Source organism: Paenibacillus graminis (genome assembly GCF_000758705.1).
GTDB classification, from domain to species: domain Bacteria; phylum Bacillota; class Bacilli; order Paenibacillales; family Paenibacillaceae; genus Paenibacillus_AQ; species Paenibacillus_AQ graminis.
In genome coordinates, this window is the sequence record NZ_CP009287.1 from 6443896 (window position 1) to 6459840 (window position 15945).

At 48.0% G+C, this 15945-nt stretch carries 16 protein-coding genes and 1 other annotated feature; all 16 genes read right to left on the bottom strand.

Going from position 1 to position 15945, the window contains the following annotated elements:
* Position 1 precedes the first annotated feature (1 nt).
* The 16 genes from rpsG to rlmB all read right to left on the bottom strand — a co-directional run bounded on the left by rpsG (position 2) and on the right by rlmB (position 15920).
* Complete coding sequence (gene rpsG, locus PGRAT_RS28000; RefSeq protein WP_020427074.1) at positions 2 to 472, bottom strand: 30S ribosomal protein S7; 471 nt, start codon at positions 470 to 472, stop codon at positions 2 to 4.
* A gap of 45 nt (positions 473 to 517) precedes the next feature.
* On the bottom strand, positions 518 to 937 hold the full coding sequence (gene rpsL / locus PGRAT_RS28005; protein ID WP_020427075.1) for a 30S ribosomal protein S12: 420 nt from the start codon (positions 935 to 937) through the stop codon (positions 518 to 520).
* A 133-nt stretch (positions 938 to 1070) separates the two neighbouring features.
* Entirely contained in the window at positions 1071 to 1322 is a 252-nt protein-coding gene (locus tag PGRAT_RS28010) for a ribosomal L7Ae/L30e/S12e/Gadd45 family protein (protein WP_025706594.1), read from the bottom strand.
* 183 nt (positions 1323 to 1505) lie between these two features.
* Positions 1506 to 5117, bottom strand: a complete 3612-nt coding sequence (rpoC, locus tag PGRAT_RS28015) for a DNA-directed RNA polymerase subunit beta' (RefSeq protein WP_025706595.1) — start codon at positions 5115 to 5117, stop codon at positions 1506 to 1508.
* 110 nt (positions 5118 to 5227) lie between these two features.
* Entirely contained in the window at positions 5228 to 8773 is a 3546-nt protein-coding gene (rpoB, locus tag PGRAT_RS28020; protein ID WP_025706596.1) for a DNA-directed RNA polymerase subunit beta, read from the bottom strand.
* A gap of 424 nt (positions 8774 to 9197) precedes the next feature.
* Positions 9198 to 9794 carry a class I SAM-dependent methyltransferase gene (locus PGRAT_RS28025; RefSeq protein ID WP_025706597.1) on the bottom strand — a complete coding sequence of 199 codons (597 nt, stop codon included), beginning with the start codon at positions 9792 to 9794 and terminating at the stop codon, positions 9198 to 9200.
* Positions 9795 to 9930: 136 nt separating this feature from the next.
* A complete protein-coding gene (gene rplL, locus PGRAT_RS28030) occupies positions 9931 to 10293 on the bottom strand; it encodes a 50S ribosomal protein L7/L12 (RefSeq protein WP_025706598.1) in 363 nt (120 codons plus the stop codon).
* A gap of 65 nt (positions 10294 to 10358) precedes the next feature.
* On the bottom strand, positions 10359 to 10862 hold the full coding sequence (gene rplJ / locus PGRAT_RS28035) for a 50S ribosomal protein L10 (RefSeq protein ID WP_025706599.1): 504 nt from the start codon (positions 10860 to 10862) through the stop codon (positions 10359 to 10361).
* A 64-nt stretch (positions 10863 to 10926) separates the two neighbouring features.
* Positions 10927 to 11080, bottom strand: a sequence feature (ribosomal protein L10 leader region).
* A gap of 68 nt (positions 11081 to 11148) precedes the next feature.
* On the bottom strand, positions 11149 to 11841 hold the full coding sequence (gene rplA / locus PGRAT_RS28040) for a 50S ribosomal protein L1 (protein ID WP_020427082.1): 693 nt from the start codon (positions 11839 to 11841) through the stop codon (positions 11149 to 11151).
* Positions 11842 to 11922: 81 nt separating this feature from the next.
* Positions 11923 to 12348, bottom strand: a complete 426-nt coding sequence (gene rplK, locus PGRAT_RS28045) for a 50S ribosomal protein L11 (RefSeq protein WP_020427083.1) — start codon at positions 12346 to 12348, stop codon at positions 11923 to 11925.
* A gap of 75 nt (positions 12349 to 12423) precedes the next feature.
* Positions 12424 to 12957: a transcription termination/antitermination protein NusG gene (gene nusG, locus PGRAT_RS28050; protein WP_020427084.1), complete on the bottom strand. Its 534-nt coding sequence runs from the start codon at positions 12955 to 12957 to the stop codon at positions 12424 to 12426.
* Positions 12958 to 12978: 21 nt separating this feature from the next.
* Entirely contained in the window at positions 12979 to 13170 is a 192-nt protein-coding gene (gene secE / locus PGRAT_RS28055; protein WP_020427085.1) for a preprotein translocase subunit SecE, read from the bottom strand.
* Positions 13171 to 13190: 20 nt separating this feature from the next.
* A complete protein-coding gene (gene rpmG, locus PGRAT_RS32860; RefSeq protein ID WP_074086515.1) occupies positions 13191 to 13340 on the bottom strand; it encodes a 50S ribosomal protein L33 in 150 nt (49 codons plus the stop codon).
* 486 nt (positions 13341 to 13826) lie between these two features.
* Positions 13827 to 14471, bottom strand: coding sequence for an RNA polymerase sporulation sigma factor SigH (sigH, locus tag PGRAT_RS28060; RefSeq protein WP_019908203.1), 645 nt, complete (start codon positions 14469 to 14471; stop codon positions 13827 to 13829).
* Between the two features lie 163 nt (positions 14472 to 14634).
* Positions 14635 to 15156, bottom strand: coding sequence for an NYN domain-containing protein (locus PGRAT_RS28065; RefSeq protein WP_025706600.1), 522 nt, complete (start codon positions 15154 to 15156; stop codon positions 14635 to 14637).
* A gap of 2 nt (positions 15157 to 15158) precedes the next feature.
* Entirely contained in the window at positions 15159 to 15920 is a 762-nt protein-coding gene (gene rlmB / locus PGRAT_RS28070; RefSeq protein ID WP_025706601.1) for a 23S rRNA (guanosine(2251)-2'-O)-methyltransferase RlmB, read from the bottom strand.
* Between the last annotated feature and the right edge of the window lie 25 nt (positions 15921 to 15945).

The window sequence follows — 15945 nt, forward strand, 5'->3', positions numbered from 1 at the left end:
CCTACCAGCGGTAGTGAGCAAACGCTTTGTTCGCTTCAGCCATTTTGTGCGTATCTTCGCGTTTCTTAACGGAAGCGCCTGTGTTGTTGGAAGCATCGATGATCTCAGCCGCCAAACGCTCTTCCATAGTCTTCTCACCGCGGTTGCGTGAGTAGTTCACGAGCCAACGTAATCCCAGAGCAGTACGTCTCTCAGGTTTAACCTCGATAGGCACTTGGTAGTTAGCACCGCCGACACGACGAGCTTTAACTTCCAATACCGGCATGATGTTCTTGATGGCAGCTTCAAAAACTTCCATCGGTTCTTTGCCCGTACGTTCTTGGATCAATTTAAACGAATTGTACAGAATGCTTTGAGCGACACCTCTTTTACCACCCAGCATAATACGGTTGATCAAACGGGTAACCAACTTGCTATTATACAATGGATCTGGCAATACATCTCTCTTAGTAACTGGACCTTTGCGTGGCATGGATATCCCCCTTTCTTAAATGTTTAGTATTCAGATATTGCAATCTTATTTCTTAGCCTTAGGACGTTTCGCACCGTATTTGGAGCGAGCCTGCATCCGGTTAGCTACACCTGCTGTATCCAGAGCGCCACGTACGATGTGGTAACGAACTCCTGCAAGGTCCTTAACTTTACCTCCGCGCAGCAATACTACACTGTGCTCTTGAAGGTTATGTCCGATCCCCGGAATGTAAGCAGTCACCTCAAGACGGTTCGTCAAACGAACACGGGCATACTTACGAAGTGCAGAGTTTGGTTTACGTGGTGTCATTGTGCCTACACGAGTACATACACCGCGTTTCTGCGGAGCGCTCAAGTTTGTAGCCTCACGCTTCAGGGCGTTGAACCCTTTTTGAAGAGCGGGAGATTTGGACTTTTCGATTTTGGCTTGACGGCCTTTACGAACCAATTGATTAATAGTTGGCATGTTGTGCCACCCCCTTCCTGAAATGATAATCCATTTACGAACATTAAGTCCACAGACCCAGGCGGTTCATAAAAAGACAAATGAAAAGTCTTTGCTCCCGGAGTGTACCCCCGGTACAAAAACAATTTCCTTGCTATTGTTTTAAGACGGCTGCCATAGCAGCACCAACTTCTATACCACAGGCTTTGCCCAAGTTCAGCATGGTGTCCACATAAGTGATCTTCACGCCTTGTTTGTTGCAAAGCATAACAATTCTGGAAGTAAGCCGTTGATCTCCGTCCTCCGCCACATAGACTTCTGCGGCTTGGCCCAACTCTACCGCCTTAACGGTTTGTTTGGTACCGATCTTGACCTGAGCATCCTGAAATCCCATATCATCAGTCATAATAAAATATTACCTCCAATGAATAAGAATAACGCGGCTACTCACGCACCTTAGACATATTAGCATTATCATTGGATGATGTCAAGAAGATCTGTAATAATTTTATTGAAAAATCACAGCAGCCAGCCGCGCCACGATCCCATAAGGAACCGTGACGCGATTAAACTGCTTATGGTGACTCCATTATTCAGCAGGTACAGTCTCTAAGTCTTCCAGCATGCTTTCTTCATTCGGATCGCTCAGTTTGACATTGCGGTAACGGTTCATACCCGTACCGGCAGGAATCAACTTACCAATCAGAACGTTTTCTTTCAGGCCGAGAAGCTTATCCACTTTTCCTTTGATTGCAGCATCCGTCAGGACACGAGTCGTTTCCTGGAAGGACGCAGCAGACAGGAAGGAATCTGTCTCAAGTGAAGCCTTGGTGATACCGAGCAGCACTGGCTTAGCGACTGCAGGCTCTTTACCAGTGAGAATGGCTTCCTTGTTGGCAGCTTCATATTCATGGATATCCGAGAAGGCACCTGGCAACAGATTTGTATCGCCAGCTTCGATGATGCGGATTTTGCGCAGCATCTGCTTGATCATAACTTCAATGTGCTTATCATTGATTTCTACGCCTTGGTTACGATATACACGCTGCACTTCCTGCAGAATGTAGTTCTGTACCCCGCGGATCCCTTTGATGCGCAGCATTTCTTTTGGATCGATCGAACCGTCCGTCAGTTCATCCCCTGCTTCAATCTCCTGGCCTTCACTGACACGCAGACGGGAACCATAGGTAATGGAGTAGGTCTTGGATTCTGCTTCACCCTGAACCTCGATTTCGCGGCGGTCCTTGGTTTCGCGGATTTCCTTGATTACTCCGTCAATTTCACTGATTGTCGCCTGTCCTTTAGGGTTACGGGCTTCAAACAGCTCTTGAATACGCGGCAAACCTTGCGTGATGTCATCACCGGCAACACCACCGGTATGGAACGTACGCATGGTAAGCTGGGTTCCTGGTTCACCGATAGATTGAGCGGCGATAATCCCTACGGCCTCACCGATATCCACATGTTTGCCTGTTGCCAGATTGCGTCCGTAACATTTTTTGCAGACCCCGTGACGGGCACGGCAGCTCAGCACGGAACGAATTTGCAGTTTGGTTACCCCGGCGTTCACAATTTCCTCAGCTTTGTCGGAGTCAATCAGATCGTTGCGGTTAACGATAATTTCTTTCGTTTCCGGATGACGTACGGTTTCAAAGGAATACCGTCCTTCAATACGGTCGTACAGATCCTCAATAACTTCCTTGCCATCCTGAATACGGCTGACAGTGAAGCCTTTGTCAGTGCCGCAGTCATCTTCCCGGACGATAACATCCTGTGCCACGTCAACGAGACGGCGGGTCAGGTAACCTGAGTCTGCTGTACGCAACGCTGTATCCGCCAGACCTTTACGCGCTCCGTGAGTGGAGATAAAGTACTCGAGGACTGTAAGGCCTTCACGGAAGTTCGCCTTGATCGGCAATTCGAAAATCCGTCCTGACGGCGTAGCCATCAGACCACGCATACCACCCAGCTGTGTAATCTGCGATTTGTTACCGCGCGCCTTGGAGTCAACCATGAGCATGATGGAGTTGAACCGGTCCATCGATTTCAGCAGGATGTTCGTCAGATCATCCTTAGTCTTCGACCAAATTTCAATAACACGGTCATAACGCTCATCATTGGTAATCAGACCACGGCGGTATTGATTCGCAACCACATCAACCTTGGCTTCCGACTCTTTAAGAATGGTTACCTTTTCTTCAGGCACAATAACATCCGATACGGCTACTGTTACACCGGAACGAGTGGAGTACGTGAAGCCGAGTTGCTTGATTTTATCCAAAATCATGGATGTCTTGGTTGTATGATAAATTTCAAAGCAGCGGGCAATAATCAGCCCTAAGTATTCCTTACCTACAGCACTTGCGTCCGGCAGGCTCAGAATAAGTTCGCGGATGTCCGCGCCTTTTTCATAGATAAAGTACTTCTCTGGTGTGCCTTGCAGCAGGTTAGCCTTAGTTGCTTCGTTGATATACGGGAAGCTGCTCGGATAGATTTCATTGAAGATAATCTTACCGATAGTCGTAACGAGCATTGCATTCTGCTGGGCTTCGGTGAAACATGTTTTACCGAGAGCTTTTGCAGGAATAGCTACACGTGCATGCAGGCCTGCAGTTCCACGCTGGTAAGCCGAAACTGCTTCGTTCACAGTGCGCAGAATCATGCCGGTTCCTTTTTCTTCCTTGTTGTCCATGGTCAAATAGAATGTACCAAGGACCATATCCTGGGAAGGGGTAACTACCGGTTTGCCATCCTTAGGGTTCAGGATGTTGCCTGATGCCAGCATCAGAATACGCGCTTCAGCCTGAGCTTCTGCTGACAGTGGTACGTGCACCGCCATCTGGTCACCGTCAAAGTCGGCATTGTAAGCCGTACATACGAGCGGGTGCAGACGAATGGCATGCCCTTCTACCAGAATCGGTTCAAATGCCTGAATCCCCAGTCTGTGAAGCGTAGGTGCACGGTTCAACAGAACCGGATGCTCCTTAATAACGTCTTCAAGCACATCCCAGACTTCAGGGCTTACACGTTCAACTTTACGTTTGGCACTCTTGATGTTATGGGCAAGTCCCTTGTTCACGAGCTCTTTCATGACGAACGGCTTGAACAATTCAAGCGCCATTTTCTTCGGCAGACCGCATTGGTACATTTTCAGATACGGTCCTACAACGATAACGGAACGGCCGGAATAGTCAACGCGTTTACCGAGCAGGTTCTGGCGGAAACGTCCCTGCTTACCTTTCAGCATGTGGCTGAGCGATTTGAGCGGACGGTTACCAGGACCAGTTACAGGACGGCCACGGCGGCCGTTGTCAATCAATGCATCCACGGCTTCTTGAAGCATACGTTTCTCGTTCTGCACGATAATATCAGGCGCACCGAGATCGAGCAGTCTCTTCAGACGGTTGTTCCGGTTAATTACGCGGCGATACAGATCATTAAGGTCAGACGTAGCAAAACGTCCGCCATCAAGTTGAACCATTGGACGAAGCTCTGGCGGAATAACCGGAAGCACATCCATGATCATCCAGTCAGGCTTGTTGCCGGAGTTGCGGAAAGCCTCGATTACTTCCAGGCGTTTGATCGCCCGGTTGCGGCGTTGGCCCTGAGCCGTACGCAGCTCTTCTTTGAGGAACTCCAGTTCTTTATCGATATCGATATCCTGAAGGAGTTTCTTAACAGCCTCGGCACCCATGCCGGCTTGGAATCCGTAACCGTATTTTTCACGGTAGCTGCGGTATTCTTTCTCGGACAGGAGTTGTTTCTTCTCCAGCGGTGTTTCACCTGGATCAGTTACAACATAGGATGCAAAGTAGATGATCTCTTCAAGCGATCTTGGGGACATATCGAGGGCCAGGCCCATACGGCTTGGAATCCCTTTAAAATACCAGATATGAGAAACTGGTGCTGCCAATTCAATGTGACCCATGCGTTCACGGCGAACCTTGGCACGAGTTACTTCAACGCCGCAACGGTCGCACACAACGCCTTTGTAACGTACACGTTTGTACTTGCCGCAATGACATTCCCAGTCCTTTTGCGGTCCGAAAATGCGCTCGCAGAACAAGCCCTCTTTTTCCGGTTTCAAAGTACGATAGTTAATGGTTTCCGGTTTTTTCACTTCTCCGCGGGACCAAGAGCGAATTTTTTCCGGAGAAGCAAGCCCGATCTTCATAAATTCAAAACTGTTAATGTCCAACAAGGAGCAACCCTCCTTAATCTATATCCTGATTTATTACCGCATAGGCCCTCTCTTGACGGTTAGGTCAACAGAGGGCACGGTTCAATTACATGAAATTAATCTGTATCTGACTACTCTATTCCGACTTCTGCGCCTTCCAAGTTAAGGCTCAGCTTGTCGCCTGACGTCTCGTCCTCATCGTCCAGTTCTTTCATCTCAATCTCCTGCTCATCACCGCTGAGGATTTTGACATCCATACCGAGCGACTGCAGTTCTTTGATCAATACTTTGAACGCTTCAGGCACACCAGGTTCCGGCAAATTCTCGCCTTTGACGATGGATTCATACGTCTTCACACGGCCAACCACGTCATCGGATTTCACCGTCAAGATTTCCTGCAGTGTATAGGCCGCGCCGTAAGCTTCAAGCGCCCAAACTTCCATTTCCCCGAAACGTTGTCCACCAAACTGGGCTTTACCGCCGAGAGGCTGCTGGGTAACGAGTGAGTAAGGACCTGTGGAGCGGGCATGAATCTTATCATCAACCATGTGCGCCAGCTTGATCATGTGCATGACACCGACAGTTACTTCACGTTCGAAGCGTTCGCCTGTACGTCCGTCGTACAGCACAGTCTTACCATTGCGCTGCATACCGGCTTCTTCCATCGTATCAAAGACGTCATACTCGCGTGCACCGTCAAATACCGGAGTCGCTACATGAATGCCCAGACGAAGAGCAGCCATACCAATATGAACTTCCAGCACCTGTCCGATGTTCATACGAGATGGAACGCCCAGCGGGTTCAGTACTACTTGTACCGGTGTACCATCCGGCAGGAACGGCATATCTTCCTCAGGAAGAATACGGGCAACGACACCCTTGTTACCGTGACGTCCGGCCATTTTGTCACCCTCAGAGATTTTACGTTTCTGGGCGATGTAGACACGAACCAGTTGATTCACACCTGGAGGCAGCTCATCGCCGTTCTCACGTGTGAATACTTTGACGTCAACGATAATACCATCACTACCATGCGGAACACGCAAGGAAGTATCACGAACTTCACGTGCTTTTTCCCCGAAGATTGCATGGAGCAGACGTTCTTCGGCAGTCAATTCAGTTACACCCTTAGGAGTTACCTTACCTACTAGGATGTCACCGGCATTGATTTCCGCACCAATGCGGATGATACCGCGTTCGTCCAAATTGCGCAGCGCTTCTTCGCCGACATTTGGAATATCACGGGTGATTTCTTCAGGTCCCAGCTTCGTGTCACGAGCCTCGGATTCGTATTCTTCGATATGAATCGAAGTGTATACATCTTCCTTCACCAGCTTTTCACTCAGCAGGATCGCATCCTCATAGTTGTAACCTTCCCAAGTCATGAACGCAACAACCACGTTGCGGCCCAGGGCCAATTCGCCCATTTCCGTGGAAGGACCATCCGCAAGAATGTCACCCTTCTTCACAATGTCGCCTCTTTTTGCCAGCGGACGTTGATTTATGCAGGTCCCTTGGTTCGAACGCATAAATTTGTGTAATTTATATTTAACGATATCACCTTTAACTTCTTTGCCTTCAATCATTTCAACCCGGCGCAGCCAGATCTCATTGGCAGAAGAACGTTCAATAATACCGTCATATTTGGAGACAATACATACGCCGGAGTCCTTAGCGGATTTATGCTCCATTCCTGTACCGACAAGCGGAGCCTTCGGAATCAGAAGCGGAACGGCTTGGCGCTGCATGTTAGATCCCATCAGCGCGCGGTTGGAGTCATCGTTCTCCAGGAACGGAATGAGCGCCGTAGCGACCGAGACAACCTGTTTTGGCGAAACGTCCATGTAGTCAACACGGTTACTAGGCATGGTCGTGATGTTGTCTGAATCCTTGTTGTAACGGACGATAACCATATCTTCCTTAAAGGTTCCATCTTCATCGATCTGCACATTTGCCTGCGCAACTACATAGTTGTCTTCTTCATCGGCGGTCAGATAATCGATATGCTCTGTGACCTTGCCAGTCTTCGGATCCACCCAACGGTACGGAGCTTCGATAAAGCCGTATTCATTGATGCGGGCAAAGGTGGACAAGGAGTTGATCAGACCAATGTTCGGACCTTCCGGTGTTTCGATTGGACACATACGGCCGTAGTGGCTGTGATGAACGTCTCGAACTTCAAAGCCCGCGCGTTCACGAGTCAGACCGCCGGGTCCGAGTGCAGATAGACGGCGTTTATGCGTAAGTTCTGCCAACGGGTTCGTCTGGTCCATAAACTGTGACAGCTGGGAGCTACCGAAGAACTCTTTAATGGACGCGATAACCGGGCGAATATTAATCAGGGCCTGCGGAGTAATTGCATTCGCATCCTGAATAGACATTCTCTCCCGCACTACGCGTTCCATACGGGACAGCCCGATACGGAATTGGTTCTGCAGCAGTTCACCTACGGAACGCAGACGACGGTTACCCAAGTGGTCAATGTCATCCGTGTTGCCGATACCGTGCAGCAGATTAATAAAGTAGCTGATTGAGGATATAATATCAGCCTGGGTAATATGCTTAACGGATTTGTCGATATTGCCGTTGGCAATCAGCTTGATAACCCGGCCTTCCTCGATCGGCGAAAATACATCGACCGTTTGCAGCGGGATATCTTCACTGTCCAACACTCCGCCGGTAACACGGTAGGTCTTGGCGGCGACATCCTTCTCAAAATAAGGAATCAGCTCATCAAGAAGTCTGCGGTCAACCATTTGTCCGGATTCCGCCAGAATTTCTCCAGTCGATTCATCAACCAAAGGCTGTGCCAGACGCTGGTTAAACAACCGGTTCTTAATATGCAGCTTCTTATTGATTTTGTAACGGCCTACATTGGCCAAGTCATAGCGTTTTGGATCGAAGAAACGTGCAACCAAGAGGCTCTTGGCATTATCCAGTGTCGGTGGTTCGCCCGGACGCAGACGCTCATAGATTTCAATAAGCGCCTTTTCCGTGGAGTCCGTATTGTCCTTATCCAGCGTATTGCGAATATATTCATCATTACCAAGCAGTTCCAGAATTTCAGCATCACTACCGAAACCGAGAGCACGCAGAAGCACGGTAACTGGAATTTTACGGGTCCGGTCGATTCGGACATACATGATATCCTTAGCGTCGGTCTCCAGTTCAAGCCAGGCTCCGCGGTTTGGAATTACTGTGGCGGTGTAGGTTTTTTTGCCGTTCTTATCTACTTTTGTGCTGAAATAGACGCTTGGAGAGCGAACCAACTGGCTGACAATAACCCGTTCCGCACCATTGATAATAAAAGTGCCGGTCTCCGTCATCAGCGGGAAATCTCCCATGAACACTTCCTGCTCTTTGACCTCACCGGTCTCCTTATTGATGAGCCGCACCTTCACACGCAGAGGAGCCGCATATGTCACGTCCCGCTCTTTAGCGTCGTCAACCGTATACTTCGGTTCGCCTAGGCTGTAATCAATGAACTCAAGCACCAAATTCCCTGTGAAATCCTGGATTGGCGAGATGTCCTGAAACATTTCACGCAAACCTTCCTCCAAAAACCAATCATACGATTTTTGTTGGATCTCGATCAGGTTAGGGACCTCGAGTACCTCTTTAATTCTCGCATAGCTCCGCCGAGTGCGTCGACCATACTGAACAAGATGTCCTGCCAACTTTACTCACCCCTCATGTCTACTCACTTAAAAATTGATTGCGAACCCTTGTTTGGACCCGTATAATGGAACCATAACATAAGGATTCAGCCATAAATAAAGAAAAGCCCTTATCGAAATCTTCGAAAAAAGAGCGCATCTTTTCCACGGCCAAAATACTCCTTATCCGTAGATTTGCCTAAAACGTAAGTATTATACGTCACCAAGCAACAGTTTATGCGCTATTATCTATTGACCCGGCGACCTTCGCCGTGACAGGAACATAGAGAACTGAATTCGCAAAAACTTGCCGTACGGCCTGCGCTTACCGGGCGACAATATATTACTTGACATTTCAGCAAACTAAAGACATGGAGCCTAGCTTAATACTGACATTTTATAATAATAACACTATCGACAACACATGTCAACATGTTATATATTTTTATTTCTGAGCTTTAATAATTCGATAGCCCTTATCTTTGCCCACTTCTTCTACATCCCCAAACAAACTCTCAAGCTTAGCTGCCGCCGATGGCGCTCCCTGTTTCTTCTGAATAACCACCCATAGCGTTCCGCCTTCATTCAAATGGGCGTAAGCCTCTTCAAAAATCTGATGCACGACTGCCTTGCCGGCACGGATCGGAGGGTTAGTTACAATCACATCAAACTTCTGTCCCTTCACTGCAGAGAGCACATCACTCTCCATAACAGTAACGTTGACAGTACCATTGTTTCTGGCGTTCTCGCGGGCAAGCTCTACCGCCCGGCTGTTGATATCAATCATCGTGACATGTCCCTTGGGCACCAGGTAAGCTGCACTAATCCCAATGGGGCCATATCCGCAACCCACATCAAGCACAGCCGATCCTTCCGGAATCTCCATAGCTTCAATCAGTACACGGCTGCCGTAATCAATGTCTCCCTTAGAGAACACACCGGCGTCGCTGGTAAAACGGAGGCTTTTTCCTCTCAGAACCGTCACAATGGTACGTCTGTCATGACGTGCATCCGGCTGCTGTGAGTAATAATGCTGCGACATATAATCCTCCCTTTCATTCTGCTCTTTCTAACGAGACATAACTTATACAGCAACCCCCTTGAACAAGTTCAAGGGGGTTGCTAGAAGCCGGAAGTAAGCTGAACACCTGCTCCCGGGCCAAACCATAAAGCTTATATTACTTCACTTCTACAGCTGCGCCTGCTTCTTCCAATTTCGCTTTCACAGCTTCTGCATCTTCTTTGCTTACTTTTTCTTTGATTGGTTTTGGAGCGTTGTCTACGAGGTCTTTAGCTTCTTTCAAGCCCAGGCCTGTGATTTCGCGAACGATTTTGATAACGTTGATTTTGGAAGCGCCAGCGCCTGTCAAAATTACGTCGAATTCGGATTGCTCTGCTTCTACAGCAACTGCAGCGCCTCCGCCCATTGCTACTGGAGCTGCAGCAGTTACGCCGAACTCTTCTTCGATTGCTTTAACCAGGTCGTTCAGTTCCAATACGCTCATGCCTTTAATTTCTTCCAAAATTGTTTCTTTACTCATGATTGAACCTCCATTTTATATTTAAATTTGTTTGTGTTAAAGATTATAATGCTGGAAGCAAAGGCTTACGCGCTTTGTTCTTCCTTCTCAGCGACAGCTTTAACTGCAAGCGCGAAGTTGCGCATTGGAGCTTGAAGCACGCTAAGCAGCATGGACAGCAAACCTTCGCGGGAAGGAAGCTCAGCCAGTGCTTTCAGTTGGTCCGCATCGATGACACGGCCTTCTACAACGCCACCCTTAAGTTTCAGAGCATCGTTCTTTTTAGCGAAATCGTTCAGAATCTTGGCTGCTACTACTGCGTCTGTTTCGCTGAAAGCGACCGCTGTAGGACCAGTCAGAACCGCATCGAGTTCAGTCAGTTCAGCCGCAGCTGTTGCGCGACGAACCAATGTGTTCTTCAGGACTTGAAAATCAACCCCAGCTTCACGAAGCTGCTTGCGCAGTTCAGTCACTTGGGATACATTCAATCCGCGGTAGTCCGCAACAACAGTAGAAACACTGTTCTGCAGTTTGCCAGTTACAACATCAACCGCATCCTGTTTAGCTTGGATTACTTTTGCATTTGCCAATTGTATACACCTCCTGAAAATTATGTTACGACGATTCTTTCCGGGGAATGCTCGCCGTTCCTACGCAGGCATTAGAAAAGCCTCCGCAGATTCACGAAGGCTTGATAAAACGAAAGTGGTCAGGACAGCGCCATGCACTTCTTGTTTCTATCACAACACCTCGGTAGGAAATTAAGCCCTGCGGCACCTACTGTCTACGGTAAGCATATTCAAGTTCAAGAATGATCACCTTAAAGTTCACAACTGTTACAGATTATCAAAGATGACTCTAAGAGTCAACCTTTATTTATCTGAAAGCAGTAGTATTCACACGAGCGCTTGGTCCCATAGTAGACGAAACTGCGATGCCTTTCAGGTACACACCTTTGGCAGCTGCTGGTTTCGCACGGTTAAGAGCGTCGATCAGAGCTTTAAGATTATCGTTCAATTGTTCAGCATTAAAAGACACTTTGCCGATTGGCGCGTGAATTTGGCCTGCTTTATCGAGACGGTATTCGATTTTACCGGCTTTAATTTCTTGAACAGCCTTGGTAACGTCGAAAGTAACTGTACCGGCTTTAGGGTTAGGCATGAGGCCTTTACCACCAAGCAGACGGCCAAGTTTACCGACTTCGCTCATCATATCAGGTGTAGCTACGCAGACATCGAATTCAAACCAGCCCTGTTGGATTTTGTTGATCATATCCTGATCGCCTACATAATCCGCGCCAGCAGCTTCTGCCTCTTTCGCTTTTTCACCTTTTGCAAATACAAGCACGCGTTGTGTTTTACCTGTGCCGTGAGGCAGGACGACAACACCACGAACAGCCTGATCTTGTTTACGCGGGTCTACACCCAGACGAACTGCTGCTTCAACGGTTTCGTCAAATTTGGCAGTTGCTGCCTTTTTCACAAGCTCTACAGCTTCTGAAGGCTCGTAAGTTGCTTCGCTGTTAATCAGCTTAGCAGATTCCTGGTATTTCTTACCATGTTTAGCCATGAAAATGTTCCTCCTTTGTGGTATTAGCGGAAATTCCTCCCACATATTGCGGTCATGCAAGACCGGTTCACCGAAAACATATTAGTCTTCGATTGTGATTCCCATGCTGCGGGCAGTACCTTCAACCATACGCATTGCAGCTTCGATAGATGCAGCGTTCAGGTCAGGCATTTTTGTTTCAGCGATTTCACGAACCGCTGCGCGGCCCAGCTTCGCTACTTTTTTCTTGTTTGGTTCACCGGATCCTTTTTCTACTTTTGCAGCGATGCGAAGCAGAACGGCAGCCGGAGGAGTTTTGGTGATGAAGGTAAAGGAACGGTCTTCAAATACTGTAATTTCAACCGGGATGATCAGGCCAGCCTGGTCGGCAGTACGAGCGTTGAATTCCTTACAGAATGCCATGATGTTGACACCTGCTTGACCTAACGCCGGACCTACTGGAGGCGCTGGATTCGCTTTCCCTGCAGGAATCTGCAGTTTCACCATTTTGATAACTTTTTTAGCCATGAGTGACACCTCCTTGCGTAAATAGTGGTATTCGAACGCTGTATAGCGTTCTCCCACAAGAAACCCTTGCGACTGTTATATTTTCTCCACTTGAGTGAAATCCAACTCCAGCGGGGTTTCCCGTCCAAACATGTTGACATGCACTTTAATCTTGCTCTTGTCAGCCAAAATCTCTTCCACGGAGCCCACAAAATTCGCAAAGGGACCAACCATAATACGTACGGATTCCTTGATTTCGAAATCAATCTTCGCTTTAGGTTCAACCATGCCCATATGCTTCAGAATTTGTTCAACTTCTTCCGGAAGCAGAGCGGTAGGTTTGGACCCGGAACCTGTCGAACCGACAAATCCGGTTACGCCCGGCGTATTGCGGACTACGTACCATGAATCATCAGTCTGAACCATTTCGACCAAAACATAACCAGGGTAAACTTTACGCATAACGGTTTTTTTCTTTCCGTCTTTGTTTACCAGTTCTTCTTCCATAGGAACAAGAACACGGAATATTTTGTCTTCCATGCCCATGGACTCAACGCGTTTTTCCAAATTGGCCTTAACCTTATTCTCATACCCGGAATAGGTATGAACAACATACCATCTTTTTTCCATATCAAGCCACCTGGGACCTCTCTAAATAATCGCTTCAATCACAGCGGAAATACCGATGTCCAGAACCCAGAAGTAAAGAGCGATCACTACAATTGTACCGAGAACGATCAATGTGTAGTTTTTCAATTCCTTACGGCTAGGCCAGCGAACTTTTTTGAGTTCACTCCAGCTCTCAGTGAAAAAGGAAAACAAAGACTTGAAACTACGTTTCACGCCGACTACACCTCCAAAGACTATCTGGTTTCGCGATGAGGAGTTTGCTCGTTACAGAACTTGCAAAATTTCTTCATCTCCAAGCGGTCGGGGTGATTTCGCTTGTTTTTGGTTGTCGCATAGTTTCTTTGTTTGCAACTTGTACAAGCCAAAGTGATAATTACCCGCATGATGTGCACCTCCCGAAGACGTCCTTCTAATCTTAAAATTAGAAGACGCAAATATTGATCCTAAAAAAAGCCGCGAATTTAGGCCTACCTAAAACACTTTAGCATAATGTCAACTGCTGTGTCAACGAAAGAATTCCCCATCGCATTGGGTAATTTCGGGTGCTGTAGCCTAGCAGAGCGTGTTGTCTTTGGTCTTAATTTTTCACATCAATTGCTGTCTAGTAAGACCAGAATCCATAATTGCATGAACCCTTTTCAGATCCTCAAGGAGAATCTTCCGGTATAGTCTGCTGAAACGAAAGTTTTCCTTGGTTGTGCTGCGTTCGGCATGACTTATCCATCTCTACTTAACATTATGGAGCATTTGCACTGTGTGTAAACCTGCTGTCAACGGGACAACCTGCAATTCTCTTGTCAATTCAGTTGAAAAAGGCGCAAAACACTAAAAAAGACTCGAGTCCCGAGCCTTTCCTGTACATTATATCATCAATTGTCACGCACTTCCAGATATCTTTCCAATTTACGTTTCACTCGCTGCAAGGCGTTGTCAATCGATTTCACATGCCGCTTCAAATCCTCTGCAATCTCCTGATAGGACCGTCCATCCAGATAGAGCATCAGAACCTTACGTTCCAGATCACTCAGAATTTCCGCCATCTTATCTTCCAGACCGATGAACTCCTCCTGGTTGATAATGAGCTCTTCGGGATCCAGCACCTGGGTTCCGCAAATGACATCCATCAGGGTCCGGTCGGAATCCTCATCATAGATCGGCTTGTCCAAAGAAACATAGGAATTCAGCGGAATATGCTTCTGCCGGGTAGCCGTCTTAATGGCAGTTATAATCTGTCGGGTAATACAGAGTTCCGCAAAAGCCTTGAATGAAGAAAGCTTGTCGCCCTTAAAGTCACGAATTGCCTTATATAGGCCAATCATGCCTTCCTGGACAATATCTTCACGGTCTGCCCCAATCAAAAAATATGAACGGGCCTTGGCTCGGACAAAATTACGGTACTTGTTAATCAGATGCTCCAATGCGCCACTATCGCCACCACGGAAGATCTCGACAATTTCTTCATCACTTATGAAATCATACTCGGACAGCATTATTTCCTTGAGGTCGACACTCACCAAGAATCCCCCCGGCTGCAACGCAAGACACATCGTTACTTCGCGAAATATAGGATCAGTATATATTATGTTACCTTACAACGTCAACCGCAGATTGACCAAAAACAATCTTCAATAGCATTTTATGGCATTTTAACCGAAAACGCTTCATTCTTGAGCCTTTTTACTGACGCCGCCAGTCTTCTAGACGTCTGCGGGTCTCTGGCGGCAGTTTGTCTTCCAGCGAATGCCTTGTGGAGCTGATGTTTCCGGGCTCGATCACCTTTTTGACCTGCTTCTGACTCTCTTCGATTTCAAGCCGCAGCTCCCTGGCCGACAGCCGCAATGCTCCTTGAGCAAAGATGACATGCTGCTCTACAAAATCACTGGTGGCCACGTAAATCTGCCGTCTGCGGTGACTGAACTCACCAACCAGCCGCTCAATGCATTCATCCGCCGTTTCTTTTTCCTTGGTGAAAAACACCTGCACTTTCCCCTGCACAAAAGACCTGCCCAGGCCCGGCACACGGTAAGCATCGAATACGGCAATGACGCGCAGCCCGGAAAACGCCTGATAATCTGCCAGCATATCCAGCAGCCTGTCCCGCGCTCCCTGCATTCCTGAGAGTGACAATTCGGCAAGATCGGGCCAGCCGCCAATCATGTTGTATCCATCCACAAGCAGAATATCGCGCCAGTCGGCCATAACTATCCTTGCTGATGCCGGCGGCGCAGCACCTCGTACATGATGACGCCCGCAGCGACCGAAGCATTTAACGAATTGATTTTACCGGCCATAGGCAGCTTCAGCAGAACATCGCATTTCTCCCGGATCAGACGGCCCATCCCTTTATTCTCGTTCCCGATTACCACCGCTACCGGACCTGTAAATATATCCGATGCATACAGATTCTGATCGGTATCCACGTCGGTTCCTACTACCCAGACTCCCAGCTCTTTGAGGCGGTCAATGGTCTGCCCAAGGTTGGTTACACGTGCGACGGGCACATATTCAACAGCTCCTGCAGAGGTTTTGGACACAGTTGCTGTAATCTGCGCTGACCGTCTCTTTGGAACAATAACTCCATGCACACCCGTGCAATCGGCGGTCCGCAGAATAGAACCCAGGTTATGGGGGTCTTCAATTTCGTCCAGCAAAAGCAGAAAAGGAGGTTCTCCCTTGGCTTCTGCCGCTGCCAGAATATCCGCAACCTCTGCATACGCAAAAGGTGCAGCCTGTGCAACTACCCCTTGATGCTGTACTCCGGGTGCAAGCTGGTCCAGCTTTCTTTTGTCCACATGCTGAATCACAATTCCCGCTTTGCGCGCTTCGGCAATAATGGGTGCGGTCAGATGCTTTTGCGCCGTTTCGGCGATCCAAATCTTATTGAGTGTACGGCCGGCACGAAGCGCTTCAAGCACTGAATGCTTGCCGGCCAATACTTCCTCTTCTGTTTTCAATTCTTCCATGTTCATGCCTCCTGTTCTCAAAAAT

Excerpts from the sequence above, each read along its gene's own strand:
- rpsG (WP_020427074.1), bottom strand. The coding sequence starts at position 472 with ATGCCACGCAAAGGTCCAGTTACTAAGAGAGATGTATTGCCAGATCCA.
- rpsL (WP_020427075.1), bottom strand. The coding sequence starts at position 937 with ATGCCAACTATTAATCAATTGGTTCGTAAAGGCCGTCAAGCCAAAATC.
- PGRAT_RS28010 (WP_025706594.1), bottom strand. The coding sequence starts at position 1,322 with ATGACTGATGATATGGGATTTCAGGATGCTCAGGTCAAGATCGGTACC.
- PGRAT_RS28025 (WP_025706597.1), bottom strand. The coding sequence starts at position 9,794 with ATGTCGCAGCATTATTACTCACAGCAGCCGGATGCACGTCATGACAGA.
- rplL (WP_025706598.1), bottom strand. The coding sequence starts at position 10,293 with ATGAGTAAAGAAACAATTTTGGAAGAAATTAAAGGCATGAGCGTATTG.
- rplA (WP_020427082.1), bottom strand. The coding sequence starts at position 11,841 with ATGGCTAAACATGGTAAGAAATACCAGGAATCTGCTAAGCTGATTAAC.
- rplK (WP_020427083.1), bottom strand. The coding sequence starts at position 12,348 with ATGGCTAAAAAAGTTATCAAAATGGTGAAACTGCAGATTCCTGCAGGG.
- nusG (WP_020427084.1), bottom strand. The coding sequence starts at position 12,957 with ATGGAAAAAAGATGGTATGTTGTTCATACCTATTCCGGGTATGAGAAT.
- rpmG (WP_074086515.1), bottom strand. The coding sequence starts at position 13,340 with ATGCGGGTAATTATCACTTTGGCTTGTACAAGTTGCAAACAAAGAAAC.
- PGRAT_RS28065 (WP_025706600.1), bottom strand. The coding sequence starts at position 15,156 with ATGGCCGACTGGCGCGATATTCTGCTTGTGGATGGATACAACATGATT.
- rlmB (WP_025706601.1), bottom strand. The coding sequence starts at position 15,920 with ATGGAAGAATTGAAAACAGAAGAGGAAGTATTGGCCGGCAAGCATTCA.